Raw genomic sequence first — 13,588 nt, 5'->3', positions numbered from 1 at the left:
CCTATTGTCCGGCGCCGGCGCGCGATCGCCAGCCCAAGACGGAATCCCGGAGGACTGCTGATGGTTAGATTGTTTGCTTCATTCCTGGCACTTGTAAGCCTCATGCCGCTAGCTGCAATGGCGCACGGACCCTCGCGACAGAAAGTCGTCGAGCAGATCGAGATCAACGCGCCCGCGGACAAGGTCTGGGCCGTCGTCGGCAACTTTCAGGACATGAGCTGGCATCCGGCTGTCAAAAAGACCGAGGGCAAGGGCGGCAACGATGTCGGCGCGACTCGGACCCTGACGCTCGATGGTGGCGGGCAGATCTTCGAGAAGCTCACAAAATACAGCGCCGAAGGCAAGACGCTCTCTTACGAGATCACCGAGGTCGACACGAAGGTTCTGCCGGTTTCGAACTACGCCGCGCATCTCACCGTCACGCCCGATGGCGACAAGTCGAAGGTGGAGTGGAAGAGCGCATTCTACCGCGGTTACGTGAACAACGACCCGCCGCCGGAGCTCAACGACGAGGCCGCTGTTAAGGCCATCACCGGCGTGTTCCAGGGCGGCCTTGCCGGGCTCAAGAAGAAGCTGGAAGGCGGCTGATGCCGGCCAGCCGGAGCGGAGCAAGCGACGAAACGAGCCAGACGCCGGGTCCTGCCCGGCGTCTGGTTATCGCCGCTCTCGTAACGGCGCTGATGCAGATCACCCAAGCGGCCGGCGCGGCCGCTGACCCGGTCAAGGCCCGAGAGGCTTTCGTCACCAACCAGACGGGCGATCTGCTCTCGGTGGTCGACCTCGCGGCCGAGAAGGCGGCCCCGGCAATTCATATCGGAGGTAAGCCGGCGGGCGTTGCCATGTCGCCCGATGGGCGTTTCGCCTACCTCACCTCTCCAGACAGCAAGGAACTCGTCGTCGTCGATGCCGATGCGCGCACGCTCGTGCGGCGCGTGCCCGTCGGGCAGGGGCCTCTCGGCATCGCCGTCCATCCCGCGGGCGATCGCGTGTTCGTCGCAGACTGGTACGAGCACAAGCTTTACGCCGTCGATCCCGCGGCCGGAAAGATCAAGGCGAGCGTCGAGGTGGGGCAGTCGCCATCGGGCGTCGCCGTCACCGCGGATGGCGCGCGCATCGTGACGGCCGATCGCGACAGCAACGAGATATCCCTGATCGACGCGGAGACCTTCACCCGGACAGGACACGTGACCGTCGGCGAGCGCCCCTTCGGCGTCACCGTGGATCGCGAGGGCAAGCGGGCCTACACCGCAAATGTGGGAAGTGACAACGTCAGCGTGGTGGATCTCGTGGCCGGCAAGGTCGTCGGCACGGTCAAGGTCGGCCGCCGCCCCTACGCGGTCGCCCTGGCCGGGGGACGCGGGTTCGTGACCGACCAGTACGGCTCCACGGTCACCGTATTCGATCTCGAGACGCTGGCCGTCCTCAAGACCATCGAGGTCGGAGACTACCCGGAAGGCATCGAGGCCGACCCGAGCGGTGCGGCGGTCTACGTCGCTTGTTGGGAGTCCAACACGCTCGAACGGATTGATACGGCAACTCTGGAGGTAACGGCCCGGATTCCGGTCGGGGACGGTCCCCGCGCCTTCGGCTTGTTCCTGAGATAGCCCCGTTTGGACGGGCTGCCCGAACCTCGGGCAGGCGCCTCCAGGCCGCCCGAAAAGACAGCCTTTCCGAGATTTCATGTTCGGGAAGATTGCCGGGATGTGGCTGCCGGCGTTAGAAGAACTCCCAAGAATGCTGCCAGAATGGCGCCCAAAAGGAGGAAAACGGGACCATGTTGAATTTCGTTCGCGTGTCGGCGCTTCTCTGCCTGACGTTGCTGCCGTCCGTCACGCTCGCTGCCGGAGAGCACAAGGCAGTGGACATTCTCTTCGAGACCCGCCAGCTCGATCTCATCGAAAAGGGCCGCGAGGTCACCTACCGCTTCGAAAGGAGCGGCTCCGACGAGCGCCTGGTCGGCAAGAACTACGCGGACGACATTCGTCTTGGCGTCGCGAAGGTGGATGACAAGGGCAGCCGGGATGTCGTGTTCCGCGTTTTCACGGGCGAGAACGCCCGCGATCCGCAGAACTGGCCTGAGCTCACCATCAACCCGCTCTTCATCTGGTATCTCGACCGCGCCGTCGCCACCTTCAACACGCTGGCGGGCGGCAACCAGATGTACTTGAAGGCGAGGTTCCGCGAAGCGTTCCGCGACAAGGCCAAGGTCGAGGAGATCAAGTATGACTTCGACGGAAAGTCCGTCGATGCCTACAAGATCACCATCGCACCCTACGCCGACGACGCCAACGCCAAGAAGATGCAAGGCTTCGAGAACTCGCGGTTCACCGTGATCGTCAGCGAGCAGGTGCCCGGCTATTTTGTCGACCTCCAGGCGAGCTACATCAGCACCGAGGCGGCCGGCCCCAAGCTTGACGAGCAGATCAAGGTCGTCGGAATGGGAGAGCAGAAATGACGATGAGAAAGTTCGCTCTTGCGCTCGCGGCTGCGACCGTCGGCATCGTGGCGGCGGGTGCCGTCGCTATCGGCGAGGAATGCGCAGAGAAGACGACGAGCAGCAGCCTCGTCAACGACTATCCGACATTCGCCCGCGCCGACTACGTCTACGGCTGCATGATGGTCAACGGGCAGGGCCGCGACATCCTCGAGAAGTGCGCCTGCTCCATCGACGTGATTGCCTCCGCGCTTCCTTACAAGGAATACGAGGAGGCCGAGACCATCATGTCGGTGCGCCAGCGCGGCGGCGAGAGCGTGGCCTATATGTACGCGCCCGCCATGCTCGAGAAGATCAAGAACCTGAAGCGTGCGCAGGTCGAGGGTGAGATCCGCTGCTTCTGATCGGGTCTCGCGTACCGGAATGAAAAAGGGCGCCCTTCGAGGCGCCCTTTTTTTGATCGCAGAGCCTATGCGCGCAATCAGGAGCCTTTCGGCCCCGCCTGTCCCTTGAAGGTGCGCCCGTCGGTGTCCTCGGCCGTAACAACCAGTGTTTCGTCGCCGCCCGGAGCGTACGTGAAGCGGATGTTCGGATCCTCTGAAAGCGAGATGCCGCCTTCCATGCGGAACACGCGCTCGCCGCCGCGCTGCACCTCGATCACACGCAGGAATTTCGCGGGAATGTAGTATCCGGTCGCCTGGTTGAGCTGCAGGCCCGAGTACTGCGGATGGCGGATTTTGAGCTGCCCTTCACGCTGCCCGTCTGCGGTGTTGGCGAGCACCTTGATCTGCATTTTGCCGGCTTCCGCGAGCACTGCGTCGGTGTCCTTGAGAGCTGGCGCGGAGCATCCGCCCGCGGCCTTCACGAACTTCGTTGCCATCAGAAGCTTGCCGTCGTTGGTTTCGACGATGGCTCGAACGTTCGAATACATGTCGATGCGCACACGCGTTTCGAGCACGCGCTCGCCCGCACCCGCAGCAGGCCCGAACGTGAAATCGGCGACCAGCGGAGCCGGGTTCTTGTCGATCACGAGCATCAGTTTCTTGGCCGTCGCGGCCGTTGCCGCGGGGAGGCGAACCGTAAGCGGAACGAGAGCGGCATCCTCCGCCCGGTAAGGCGCCTCGAGCGTGACGGCGCTGGTGTCTTCCACCGCTTCGCGCGCGCCGAAGAGGTCCTTCTGAAGTGCCGGCCAGATGTCTTCCTCGTCTGCGGCGAGGGCGCCGGTCCAGCCGCCCGCAACGACGAGTGCCGCGGCAACGAGCACCTTGAGACTGCTGAGACGTGTCGTGAAAGCGCGGTGAACCATTGTACGTCCTCCGTTTTGGCGCTTGGTGCGCCTTGCTTCTTGTTGAGCGGGACTACTCCCACTCGAGTTCGGCGAAAGCCGCAGAGACGTTGCGGACATGATAGTCTTCGAACAGGCTCCACGCACTCTTCTCGGAAAGTCCGACGCTTTCGGTTGCCTCCGAGAGGGTGCGATTGGCCTTGATCATCGCGCGGATCTCGTCGGCGATGACCTGTAGATAGTGACGAAGCGGCGCCGCCGCATCCGGCCACGGCATCGACGGGCCTCCGTGCCCCGGAACGACGCGCTGGATCGGCTCCTTGGTGAGCGTGTCGAGTACCGCCATCCAGCCCAAAATCGAGCCATCGAGCGTCGGCGCGTGCTCTGAAAACAGGAGATCGCCGAGAAAAACCGTGCCGGTCTGGCGGTCGCGCACGATGAGATCGTTGTCCGTATGTGCGGTCTTCTGCGGCTCGAGCAGGATCTCGCGCCCTCCGAGATCGAGCACGGTCGGCGTGCTGATCGCGAGCGTGGGAAGCACGATCTTGGTGCCGGCGAAAGCCTCCTCGCCAAGCGCTTCCTTGTTGATCGAGAGGTACCGATCCGCCCGTGCGCTGAGGCCGCGAGCAAGCTTGTGATGGCCGACGAAGGCCGGCTGATCGGCTTCGAAAGCCGCGTTTCCGAACACGTGGTCCGGATGCATGTGCGTGTTGATGACGTAGCGGATCGGCAGCGGCGTGATCGAGCGGATGGCCTGGTGAAGACGGGCCCCGATACGGGCGCTGCCGCCGGTGTCGATCACCGCCACGGCCTCCCGCCCGACGATGAAGCCGGCGTTCGAGATGTCGCCCTCGTTGGCAGGCGCGTAGAGCGCAATCTGACCTCTGTGAGCATAAGCCCCGGGCGCGATTTCGGCGACGAATGACCCCGGAGAGACCTCCGATCGCGTGTCCGCAAACGCCGGACGCCAAGCGGCGCTGACAGAGGATGCAAAAAGCGTCAAGAGGCCCGGGACTGCCCGAAGCAGGGTGCGGCGGTCGAAATCAGCCGAAGGGGACGGGGGCATCAGAGCTCAACCCATTGAAGAAAATGGCTTGCCGTGGGGTCCAGAGAGCGGCTGGACGGGTTGCCGCGGGCGCACCAGACGCGCGGGCATTTGTCTCAGTTAGCTCAGGAAAAAATACCCAAAACTCAACGCTTTACAAGGGAGAAAATGGCATTTTTCATGAAATTGAGGGCAAAAATTATTCACATAAAATATCTTAAGTCAATAGGTCAACGGGCCATCTTGCGCGGGGAAAATCTAGGCGTGCGACGCACCATTTTCTGCCGCAGCGCAAAAAACATCGATAAAACGGCCCAAAAAATGGGTCAGAATGCTTGTCCTATCGGTGTTGCAAGAAAAATGGTCTCACGGATTGTCTTGCGGACCTCACGAGAAAGTGTCTAAAACGATGCCACGGTAGCGATGGCTTCAGAGGGCTCCTCAGTGCGGGAGCCAACATTCGTAAGCCAGCGGAACAACAAGGGAAAAAATCCCGATAAACCGTAAACTGGGCTGTGACACGCTGTCGTTCGCTGCCGCTTGCAAGCGTGGCAAGAACTTTAAGGAGGAAGCGCGATGCGCAGAAGTGCACTCGCATGCGGGCTGCTCGCCACTGTCGCTCTGAGTTCGCCGGGTCTGGCGAACGAGGACGTCAAGAAGGCGTCGGCAGATCCGAATAACTGGGCGCTGCAGCAGGGTAACTACGCCGGATGGCGTTACTCTGAGCTCGACCAGGTCAACACGTCGAACGTCAAGGATCTCAAGGTTGCCTGGCAGTTCTCGACCGGCGTTCTTCGCGGTCACGAGGGCTCGCCGATCGTGATCGGCAACCGCATGTACGTCCATTCGGCATTCCCGAACAACGTATTCGCTCTCGACCTCGACAACGACAACAAGATCCTCTGGAAGTACTCTCCGAAGCAGGATCCGTCGGTCATCCCCGTCATGTGCTGCGACACGGTTAACCGTGGCGTTCAGGTGGCAGGCGACACGCTGATCCTCGGCCAGGCCGACACCACGCTCGTCGCGCTCGACACCGCGACCGGTAAGGAGAAGTGGAAGGCTGTCAACGGCGATCCCAAGAAGGGCGAGACCCACACGGGCTTCCTCCTGATCGTCAATGACAAGGTGATCATGGGCACTTCGGGCGCCGAGTTCGGCGTTCGCTGCCACGTCACCGCCTACAACCTCAAGGACGGCAAGCGTGCATGGCGCGCTTACTCCATGGGTCCGGACGCCGACATCCTCGTCGACCCGGAGAAGACCATGTCGCTCGGCAAGCCGGTCGGCAAGGACTCCTCTCTGAAGACCTGGACCGGCGACCAGTGGAAGATCGGTGGCGGCTCCACGTGGGGCTACGCGTCGTATGACACGGAAGCCAACCTCTTCTACTACGGCACGGGCAACCCCTCGACCTGGAACCCGGCTCAGCGCGCTGGACCGGACGGCAAGCAGATCGACCAGAAGTGGTCGATGACTCTGTTCGCCCGTAACCCCGACACCGGCGTGGCCGCCTGGGCTTACCAGATGACCCCGTTCGATGAGTGGGACTACGACGGCGTCAACGAGTCGATCCTCGCCGATCTGAAGGTCAAGGGTGCGGACCGCAAGGTTCTCGTCCACTTCGACCGTAACGGCTTCGGCTACACGGTTGACCGTCTGACGGGTGAGCCGCTCGTTGCTGAGCCCTACAACACGGCCCTCAACTGGTCGACGGGCGTTGAGCTCGACAAGTCGAAGCCCAACTACGGTCGTCCGACCGTCGTCGCTTCGAAGTCGACGTTCCTCAACGGTCCCGACGTGAACACCAAGAACGTCTGCCCTGCAGCGCTTGGCTTCAAGGACCAGCAGCCGGCCGCCTACTCGCCTCTGACGGGCCACTTCTACATCCCGACCAACAACGTCTGCATGGACTACGAGCCCTTCAAGGTTTCGTACACGCCTGGCCAGCCGTACGTTGGCGCGACGCTGTCGATGTTCCCGCCTGAGGGTCAGACGAACACCGGCAAGTTCACCATCTGGGATGCATCCGAAGGCAAGATCGTGAAGGCTATCGACGAGCCCTTCTCGGTTTGGTCGGGCGTGCTCACGACCGCTGGCGGCATTGCCTGCCACGGTACCCTCGAGGGTTACGTGAAGTGCCGCGATCAGAAGGATGGCGCGGAGCTGTTCAAGCACCGTCTGCCCTCCGGCTCGATCGGTAACGTCTTCACCTACGCTCACAAGGGCAAGCAGTACATCGGCCTCTACTCGGGCGTTGGTGGCTGGGCCGGCATCGGTCTCGCCGCTGGCCTCGACAAGCCGACGGACGGCCTCGGTGCAGTCGGTAACTACGCTGGCCTGAAGTCGTACACCGATCTCGGCGGTACGCTGACGGTCTACTCGCTTCCCTAATCAGGGTCGTTAGGAAAACCGGACCGGCGCGGGGAAACCCGCGCCGGTTTGTTGCTGGAAAGTAATCTTCGAAAAAGCTTGCGTGACTGGGGAACGTCACCAAATTTTGAAGATTGAGCTAGGATGAAGCACCATTTTGTGAGGTCCATATTCCCGGTTTGAGAGTTGTTTTTTCCCGGGTCGGAGGATATGGCAGAACTTCAACGAACAAGGGGACGCGCGTGGACAGGATTGGTTTTGGTTTGGTTGTTGCCGCAGGCTTGAGCCTTGCGGCTCTCTCGGTAAGCCCAGCGGTTGCAAACGACGATAAGGCTCCCGTCCCGGATCCGGCTTTCGAGAAACAGTTTCAGGAAGGCAAGAAGCTTGTAGACGGCAAGTGGGTTCTCCCCGACGGTACGCCGACCTATGACGTCAAGCGCGATCCTGCCAACACCGACCACGTGATCCAGGTCGACTGGTACACCTACTCCGGCTGGCGCCGCTATCACGCCGAGTGCCACGTCTGCCACGGCCCGAACGCAGAAGGCTCGACCTTCGCTCCGGCCTTGAAAGACTCGCTCAAAACCATGACCTACGAGAAGTTCCTGCAGGTCGTCTCGAGCGGCCAGGAGCGTGACGTCGCCGGCACCAAATACATCATGCCCGCGCTCGGCGATAACCCGAACGTCATGTGCTACATCGACGATCTTTACACGTATCTCCGCGCTCGCTCGACCGATGCGCTGCAGGGCGGCCGCTTGAGCGCCGACCAGCGTGCTGAGAAGCCGAAAGAGGCTCAGGAGTACGAGAAGAGCTGCACCGGAGGCTGATGACAGCCGGCAGTTCGGCGGCTGCTCTTGCTAAGAGAGAGAAAAAGACATGAGAACGCGCGCCGTACTTGCTCTTATCCTCGGAAGTCTCCTCGCCGCCCCTGGCGGCGCCGGGGCTGCCGAAGGCCATCTTGCGGACGCGGTGAACCGAAAGGTGCTCCGCGTCTGCGCCACGCCCGCCAACCTTCCGTATTCCGACGAGAAGGGCGAGGGCTTTGAAAACAAGATTGCCCAGCTCGTCGCCGATGAGCTGAAGCGTCCCTCGGTCGAATACACGTGGTTCCCGCAAGGTCTGGGCTTCGTCCGCAAGACGCTGTCCGAGAAGCGTTGCGACCTCATCATGGGTACGGTGCAGGCCGACGAGTTCACGCTCAATACGAACCACTATTATCGCACCACATACGCGCTCATCACGAAGCCCGGGTCCGGACTCGAAGGCATCACGTCCATCCTCGACCCGAGGCTCAAGGGCAAGAAGGTCGGCATTCAGGCCGGCGCTCCCGCAGGCGATTACGTGGCCAAGGCTGGCTTGATGCCGAACGCCAAGTCGTATCTCTTCATCGTTGATACGCGCTACCAGAACCCCATGCAGGACATGGCCAACGACGTGCGGTCCGGCGAGATCGATGTCGGCGTCTTGTGGGGACCCCACGCGGGCTGGTACGCGGCCCACGGCGGCGAGAAGCTGCACGTGTCTCCCATGCTCGAGGAAAAGCAGCCGGGCCTCCCCCGGCTCGAATACCGCATCACGATGGGTGTGCGCTCGGGCGAAACGGCCTGGAAGCACGAGATCAACAACGTGATCGCCAAGCGCCAGGGCGACATCGACAAGATCCTCCTCGATTACGGCGTGCCGATCATCGACGAGGACAACAAGCTCATCACCGAGCCGCGTAAGCCCGAGAAAGGCACCAACTGACGCCGAAAATTCCGGAGCTTGATCCGCCTCGGTTTGCTAGGATCATGCTCCGGCGAGGGCAAGCAACGGAAGCACGGCGTGCGGCTATCGGATTTCACGACATCGAAGTTTTGGAGCGCGGTATGTTACGGGATGCTTCCCGGCGCCGCGCTTTCTCTTTGTCTGGTGCTCGGGACGGCAGCCTCCTACGGCGGGGAAGGCGAGGTTGCGGAGCCCGAAGCGTACCGCATCGACGAGTATCGCTCGCCGGTGCCGAAGACGTTGAAAGGCGCGCGGGTCATCGGCGCCGATGAGGCCGAGGTCCTGATCAAGGACGGCAAGACCGTCTTCGTCGATGTCTTTCCGCGTGCGCCGAAGCCGCCGAATTTGCCTGAGGGCACCGTCTGGCGCGATCCTACGCACATGACCATCGACGGCGCGCACTGGCTCCCCAACGTCGGCTACGGCGTTCTCTCGGCGGATTTCGAGGTCTATTTCAAGTCGCGCTTGGCAGAGCTGACGGGCAACGATCAGACGCGGCCCGTCGTGTTCTTCTGCCTCAAGGATTGCTGGATGTCGTGGAACGCCGGCAAGCGCGCGCTGAGCCTCGGCTACACCAATGTCATCTGGTTTCCGGAAGGCACCGACGCCTGGCAGCAGGCAGGCTTCGACCTCGTGAAGGCAACGCCGGTTCCTTAGGGAAAATCCCGCGAAACCGGCCCCGCCGTCAGCTCTTCATCAAGCCGCGGATCGAGCGGGTGAACGCGTACAGCCGCTCCTCCATCAGCACCGGAAGCTCGCAAGCGAGAGGGATGCTCGACTGGCGCTCCTGGAAAATGCGCTGCGCCCAATTGTAATGCTCGCGTGCCTGATCGAGCGCGACACTCTCGTTCGAGCCGGCCTCGCCTTCGAGGCGCGCGATCTCGGTGCTTTGCCGCTCGAGCTCCTTCGCGCGCTCCTTCTGCGATTTCTGATACTTCTCGATGCCGGAGAGAACGCCGCGCCGCTGGCTGTTGATCTTGTCGAACAGACCGGCGAACAGCAGTGTGAGCTGCGCGTCGCGCTTGTCCTCGGGCTGCGCCTCGGCGAATTTCTGAATGGCAGCCTCGCCCTCCTCGACGGGAACGCGACGGCTCGACAAAAGCTCGATCAGGTCTGAGATGGCCTTGTCTTTGTACCACCCCTTCACGCCATCGACCGAAGGCCCGTCCCACATCTGTGATGCGGTGAGGCTCTCGATCTTGCGCTGAACGCAGGGCCAGTCGACGTTCATGTTGATGGGGGGAGGCGCCGCCTCCGCCTCACCCTGGATCGTCGTCTCGGGCGCGCCCGCGAAAGCGGAAGAGGTGAGCGCGAGCGCTCCGATCAGGAACGGCACGCGCATGCAGTAAGCGGGTCTGGTCATTTTTTATTGTCTCTCGTGTGTCACCAGGTTCGCCGAAATCTCGTCGCGTCTCAGCCCCCGCCGCCGGGACCGCCACGCCGGGCAATGAGCCCTTTCGATGGGTTATAGGCATAGACCGCCGCACCAAGGAAGAACACGGTGTAGCCGATCACGACATACAAATTCGTAAGGTCCAGCGAGCCGTCCTCCAGGCGCGGGCCGATCTGTCCGTAAAGCGCAAAGCGGATCAGCTCCACCGCGTAGGTGAACGGATTGACCCGGCAGATCTCGTAGAGCAGGGGGCTGCTCTCGCGAATGCGCCACAGCGGATAAAGCGCGGATGACGCAAAGAACATCGGAAAGATCACGAAGTTCATCACGCCCGCGAAATTCTCGAGCTGCTTGATGACGGATGAGATGAAGAGCGACAGCGAGCCGAGCATCAGGCCCGCGAGGATGAGGGCCGGAGCCACCGTCAGATAGCCGATGAGGGGAGGCTCGATCTCCCAGTAGTAGGCGATCGCCAGGAACGCATAGGCCTGCAGCAGCGCCACCGCGACGCCGCCGATGAGTTTTGAGAGCAGCAGGAACGAGCGCGGAAACGGGCTGACGAGAAGCGTGCGCATGGCGCCCGTCTCGCGGTCGTACACCATAGAGAGCGACGACTGCATGGCGTTGAACAGAAGGATCATGCCGACGAGCCCGGGCGTCACGAACGTCTCGTAGAGCACGTAGGACTCGTAAGGCGGAATGATCGAGACGCCGAGCACCTGCCGGAACCCGGCCGCGAAGATGAAGAGCCACACGAGCGGCCGCACAAGCGCGGAGAAGAAGCGCTCGCGCTGGTGCAGGAACCGCAGCACCTCGCGCCACACGATTCCGCGGAAGCAGGCGAGATAGGCGAGGGGGCCGAGGCGCGGCGCCTCGACATCAGGAACAGCCTGCGCCTGCGGCGGGGCGTCGGATCGCACGATGTTCACGTTCATGCGGCCTCCGCCGTCGATGAGGTGCCCGTGACAATGCGAAACGCATCACGGGCCGAATTGGCTCCCGTTGTGGCCAGAAATGCGGGCAGGCGCCCGGTGAACAGCACTTTGCCTTTGTGCAGCACGACAATGAGGTCTGTATCGGAGATCTCGTCGATGAGGTGCGTGGCCCAGAGCACGCCAAGCCCCTGCTTCTGCACGAGGCCGCGCACGATGCCGATCACGCTCTCGCGCGAGCCGATATCGAGGCCGACGGTCGGCTCGTCGAGCAGCAGGCATCCCGGGCGGTGCATCAGCGAGCGGGCAATCTCTACGCGCCGCGCCTGGCCGCCGGAAAGATTGCGCACCTTCTCGTGAGCCCGGTCGGCAAGCCCGACCGTCTCCAGCGACTCGACGGCCCGGCGCTTGGCTTCCGATCGCCCGATGCCGTGGAGCGCGGCGTGATAGAGCAGGTTCTGCTGCAGCGAGAGATCGGCGTCGAGCGTCTTCGACTGGAACACGACGCCAAGCCGTTGCAGCGCGGCGCCCGGCTTCCTGCGAACGTCGTGGCCGAGAATGCGGATCTCGCCAGACACGTTGTCGTAGAGGCGCGTGATCAGCGAGAACAGCGTCGACTTGCCTGCGCCGTTGAGGCCCAGGAGCACGGCGAACGTGCCACGCGGGACCGTGAGCGAGACATTGTCGAGGACGACTTTGTCGCCGAAGGCATGGCTCACGCCGTTTACGACGAGCGCGTCCGGAGCGGACGCGCCGGACGCTGCCGGCATGTTCTGATCTGTCTGGCTGCTCGTCACTTGATGCTGAACTTCCCGGTCAGGTTCTTGGCTTCGAGGCCGCGGCAGGCCCAGGTATATTCACCGGGGCGGATGGCGACGAAGTATAGCTCGGCCTCGCCTTCTTCCTCCATCTCGATCTCGTGCAGTCCCGAGAGCTTGACCTCGACCTTGTTGATCTCGACCTTGCGGATGTAAATGTTTGCGAAAAACTGCGGGGCGACTATCGCGCACTCGTGCTTGCCAGTCGACTTGATCTTGAGCGAGTAACCTTTCCCCGTCACGATTGAATAGTCCCCGCCCTTTTTCTCGAGCCCCGAATCTCCGAGGCCGATTTCGAGATCGGGAAGGGCCTCCGCCTTGCCTGCAAGGTAGCCTTCGGCGGAGGCGGAGTGTGTCGCAAGCGGAATTGCGGCAAGAGCGGCAAACGTAAAAGCAAGTCTTCGCGCCATGTCGGATCGCTCCATCTGAGGTGCTTCCGGAGATGCGGGAAAGCACGATCACATCGTGTCGACGGGCACGAGTTGGCCCGCGACGGTTGGTGGAGGGACGAGGGAGCGCCGAACCCTGGTCCTTGCAAGAGCCGCGTCATTACGGGGCGACGACGACACCCCACGGATAGCGGCCGACCTTGATTGACTTAGTCACCTTGAGGGATTCGACATCGATCACCGAGACGTCGTTCGAGGTGCCGTTGGTCGTGAACAGCAGCTTCTCGTCAGGCGTGAAGCCGAGGTTCCAGACGCGCTGTCCCACGAGCAGATACTTCTCGACTTTGAGGGTCGCCGTATCCACCACGGCCACGCGGTTGGCCGGCCCGAGCGCCACGAAGGCCTTCTTGCCGTCCTTGGTGATGCGCACGCCGACGGGCTGGATCGCATCCTTGGTGATGCCCTGGATCTCGAAATTCACCTTTCCGATGACCTTTCGCGTTTCCGCGTCGATCACGGTCACGGTGCCGCCGATTTCGGCGCTGACCCACACCTGCTTGCCGTCGGAGGAGAACTCGGCGACGCGCGGACGGTTGTCCACCAGCACGTTGTCGATGTTCTTGTAGGTATGCGCATCGATGAAATGCGCCATGTTGGTGGTTTCCGAGGTGTTGACGAGCACCTTTCCGTCCGGGCTCATGCCCATGCCTTCCGGCTCCACGCCCACCGGCACGTCGGTGATGATGGTGCCTTTGAACACGTCGACGACGGTGACGAGATTGTCGTCCTCGTTGGAGACGTAGAGCGGGTTTCCAGAGGTGTGAAGGATCGGCAGCTCGGGATCGGGTCCCGAAGGAAGATCCTTGACGTATTCGAAGGTCTTCGTGTCGAACACCTGCATCTTATGATCGTCGCTCGCGCACACGATCACCCACTTGCCCTCGTTGGCGAGAATGATGCCGCGCGGCCGGTTGCCCGTCTTGATCGTGTGCACCACCTGCAGCGTCTCGCTGTCGATCACCGAGATGGTGTTTTCCTTCTCGTTCGAGACGAACACCTTGTAGGCCAGCGCATTCGAGGTCGTGAACGCCAGCGCCGAGGCGGCGAGCGCGAATACGAGGCCTTTCCGTTGTCTTGTCACGTCGAAGC

Annotated in this window: 15 protein-coding genes; 8 read left to right on the top strand and 7 right to left on the bottom strand. The window is 62.3% G+C overall.

Annotated elements, in window-relative coordinates:
* The first annotated feature begins 57 nt into the window (after positions 1 to 57).
* From PE058_RS14355 to PE058_RS14340, 4 genes are all read left to right on the top strand, one after another.
* A complete protein-coding gene (locus PE058_RS14355; protein WP_026868079.1) occupies positions 58 to 588 on the top strand; it encodes an SRPBCC family protein in 531 nt (176 codons plus the stop codon).
* A complete protein-coding gene (locus tag PE058_RS14350) occupies positions 588 to 1,604 on the top strand; it encodes a YncE family protein (RefSeq protein ID WP_271028705.1) in 1,017 nt (338 codons plus the stop codon). The genes PE058_RS14355 and PE058_RS14350 overlap by 1 nt, the downstream gene beginning before the upstream one ends.
* Before the next feature lie 170 nt (positions 1,605 to 1,774).
* Positions 1,775 to 2,455, top strand: coding sequence for a hypothetical protein (locus tag PE058_RS14345; RefSeq protein WP_020086241.1), 681 nt, complete (start codon positions 1,775 to 1,777; stop codon positions 2,453 to 2,455).
* Positions 2,452 to 2,838, top strand: a complete 387-nt coding sequence (locus PE058_RS14340; protein ID WP_020086242.1) for a hypothetical protein — start codon at positions 2,452 to 2,454, stop codon at positions 2,836 to 2,838. The genes PE058_RS14345 and PE058_RS14340 overlap by 4 nt, the downstream gene beginning before the upstream one ends.
* A 77-nt stretch (positions 2,839 to 2,915) precedes the next feature.
* Here the strand turns inward: PE058_RS14340 and PE058_RS14335 are convergent, their stop codons facing one another.
* Both PE058_RS14335 and PE058_RS14330 read right to left on the bottom strand, forming a co-directional pair.
* Positions 2,916 to 3,740, bottom strand: coding sequence for a quinoprotein dehydrogenase-associated SoxYZ-like carrier (locus PE058_RS14335; protein WP_271028704.1), 825 nt, complete (start codon positions 3,738 to 3,740; stop codon positions 2,916 to 2,918).
* Between the two features lie 52 nt (positions 3,741 to 3,792).
* Entirely contained in the window at positions 3,793 to 4,722 is a 930-nt protein-coding gene (locus tag PE058_RS14330) for a quinoprotein relay system zinc metallohydrolase 2 (protein WP_271028703.1), read from the bottom strand.
* A 618-nt stretch (positions 4,723 to 5,340) separates the two neighbouring features.
* Between PE058_RS14330 and PE058_RS14325 the strand changes: the two genes are divergently transcribed.
* The 4 genes from PE058_RS14325 to PE058_RS14310 all read left to right on the top strand — a co-directional run bounded on the left by PE058_RS14325 (position 5,341) and on the right by PE058_RS14310 (position 9,564).
* Positions 5,341 to 7,158, top strand: a complete 1,818-nt coding sequence (locus tag PE058_RS14325; RefSeq protein ID WP_271028702.1) for a PQQ-dependent dehydrogenase, methanol/ethanol family — start codon at positions 5,341 to 5,343, stop codon at positions 7,156 to 7,158.
* A gap of 221 nt (positions 7,159 to 7,379) precedes the next feature.
* On the top strand, positions 7,380 to 7,967 hold the full coding sequence (locus PE058_RS14320; protein ID WP_040498255.1) for a c-type cytochrome, methanol metabolism-related: 588 nt from the start codon (positions 7,380 to 7,382) through the stop codon (positions 7,965 to 7,967).
* Between the two features lie 49 nt (positions 7,968 to 8,016).
* A complete protein-coding gene (locus tag PE058_RS14315; RefSeq protein WP_020086247.1) occupies positions 8,017 to 8,886 on the top strand; it encodes a substrate-binding domain-containing protein in 870 nt (289 codons plus the stop codon).
* A 132-nt stretch (positions 8,887 to 9,018) separates the two neighbouring features.
* Positions 9,019 to 9,564, top strand: coding sequence for a PQQ-dependent catabolism-associated CXXCW motif protein (locus tag PE058_RS14310; RefSeq protein ID WP_271028701.1), 546 nt, complete (start codon positions 9,019 to 9,021; stop codon positions 9,562 to 9,564).
* A 28-nt stretch (positions 9,565 to 9,592) separates the two neighbouring features.
* Here PE058_RS14310 and PE058_RS14305 read toward each other — a convergent pair whose 3' ends face one another.
* From PE058_RS14305 to PE058_RS14285, 5 genes are all read right to left on the bottom strand, one after another.
* Complete coding sequence (locus PE058_RS14305) at positions 9,593 to 10,270, bottom strand: hypothetical protein (RefSeq protein ID WP_271028700.1); 678 nt, start codon at positions 10,268 to 10,270, stop codon at positions 9,593 to 9,595.
* 50 nt (positions 10,271 to 10,320) lie between these two features.
* A complete protein-coding gene (locus PE058_RS14300; RefSeq protein ID WP_020086250.1) occupies positions 10,321 to 11,235 on the bottom strand; it encodes an ABC transporter permease in 915 nt (304 codons plus the stop codon).
* Positions 11,232 to 12,002: an ABC transporter ATP-binding protein gene (locus PE058_RS14295; protein ID WP_040498368.1), complete on the bottom strand. Its 771-nt coding sequence runs from the start codon at positions 12,000 to 12,002 to the stop codon at positions 11,232 to 11,234. Before PE058_RS14295 ends, PE058_RS14300 begins: the two co-directional genes overlap by 4 nt.
* Positions 12,003 to 12,025: 23 nt before the next feature.
* Positions 12,026 to 12,460, bottom strand: coding sequence for a hypothetical protein (locus tag PE058_RS14290; RefSeq protein WP_026868084.1), 435 nt, complete (start codon positions 12,458 to 12,460; stop codon positions 12,026 to 12,028).
* 139 nt (positions 12,461 to 12,599) lie between these two features.
* Positions 12,600 to 13,580, bottom strand: a complete 981-nt coding sequence (locus PE058_RS14285) for a PQQ-dependent catabolism-associated beta-propeller protein (protein ID WP_020086253.1) — start codon at positions 13,578 to 13,580, stop codon at positions 12,600 to 12,602.
* Positions 13,581 to 13,588: the final 8 nt, after the last annotated feature.

The organism is Hyphomicrobium sp. DMF-1, assembly GCF_027886585.1.
Lineage (GTDB): Bacteria > Pseudomonadota > Alphaproteobacteria > Rhizobiales > Hyphomicrobiaceae > Hyphomicrobium_C > Hyphomicrobium_C zavarzinii.
This window is presented reverse-complemented; position numbering and strand designations above follow the sequence as displayed.

Excerpts from the sequence above, each read along its gene's own strand:
- PE058_RS14300 (WP_020086250.1), bottom strand. The coding sequence starts at position 11,235 with ATGAACGTGAACATCGTGCGATCCGACGCCCCGCCGCAGGCGCAGGCT.
- PE058_RS14325 (WP_271028702.1), top strand. The coding sequence starts at position 5,341 with ATGCGCAGAAGTGCACTCGCATGCGGGCTGCTCGCCACTGTCGCTCTG.
- PE058_RS14350 (WP_271028705.1), top strand. The coding sequence starts at position 588 with ATGCCGGCCAGCCGGAGCGGAGCAAGCGACGAAACGAGCCAGACGCCG.
- PE058_RS14310 (WP_271028701.1), top strand. The coding sequence starts at position 9,019 with ATGCTTCCCGGCGCCGCGCTTTCTCTTTGTCTGGTGCTCGGGACGGCA.
- PE058_RS14295 (WP_040498368.1), bottom strand. The coding sequence starts at position 12,002 with ATGCCGGCAGCGTCCGGCGCGTCCGCTCCGGACGCGCTCGTCGTAAAC.
- PE058_RS14290 (WP_026868084.1), bottom strand. The coding sequence starts at position 12,460 with ATGGCGCGAAGACTTGCTTTTACGTTTGCCGCTCTTGCCGCAATTCCG.
- PE058_RS14305 (WP_271028700.1), bottom strand. The coding sequence starts at position 10,270 with ATGACCAGACCCGCTTACTGCATGCGCGTGCCGTTCCTGATCGGAGCG.
- PE058_RS14315 (WP_020086247.1), top strand. The coding sequence starts at position 8,017 with ATGAGAACGCGCGCCGTACTTGCTCTTATCCTCGGAAGTCTCCTCGCC.
- PE058_RS14335 (WP_271028704.1), bottom strand. The coding sequence starts at position 3,740 with ATGGTTCACCGCGCTTTCACGACACGTCTCAGCAGTCTCAAGGTGCTC.
- PE058_RS14340 (WP_020086242.1), top strand. The coding sequence starts at position 2,452 with ATGACGATGAGAAAGTTCGCTCTTGCGCTCGCGGCTGCGACCGTCGGC.
- PE058_RS14345 (WP_020086241.1), top strand. The coding sequence starts at position 1,775 with ATGTTGAATTTCGTTCGCGTGTCGGCGCTTCTCTGCCTGACGTTGCTG.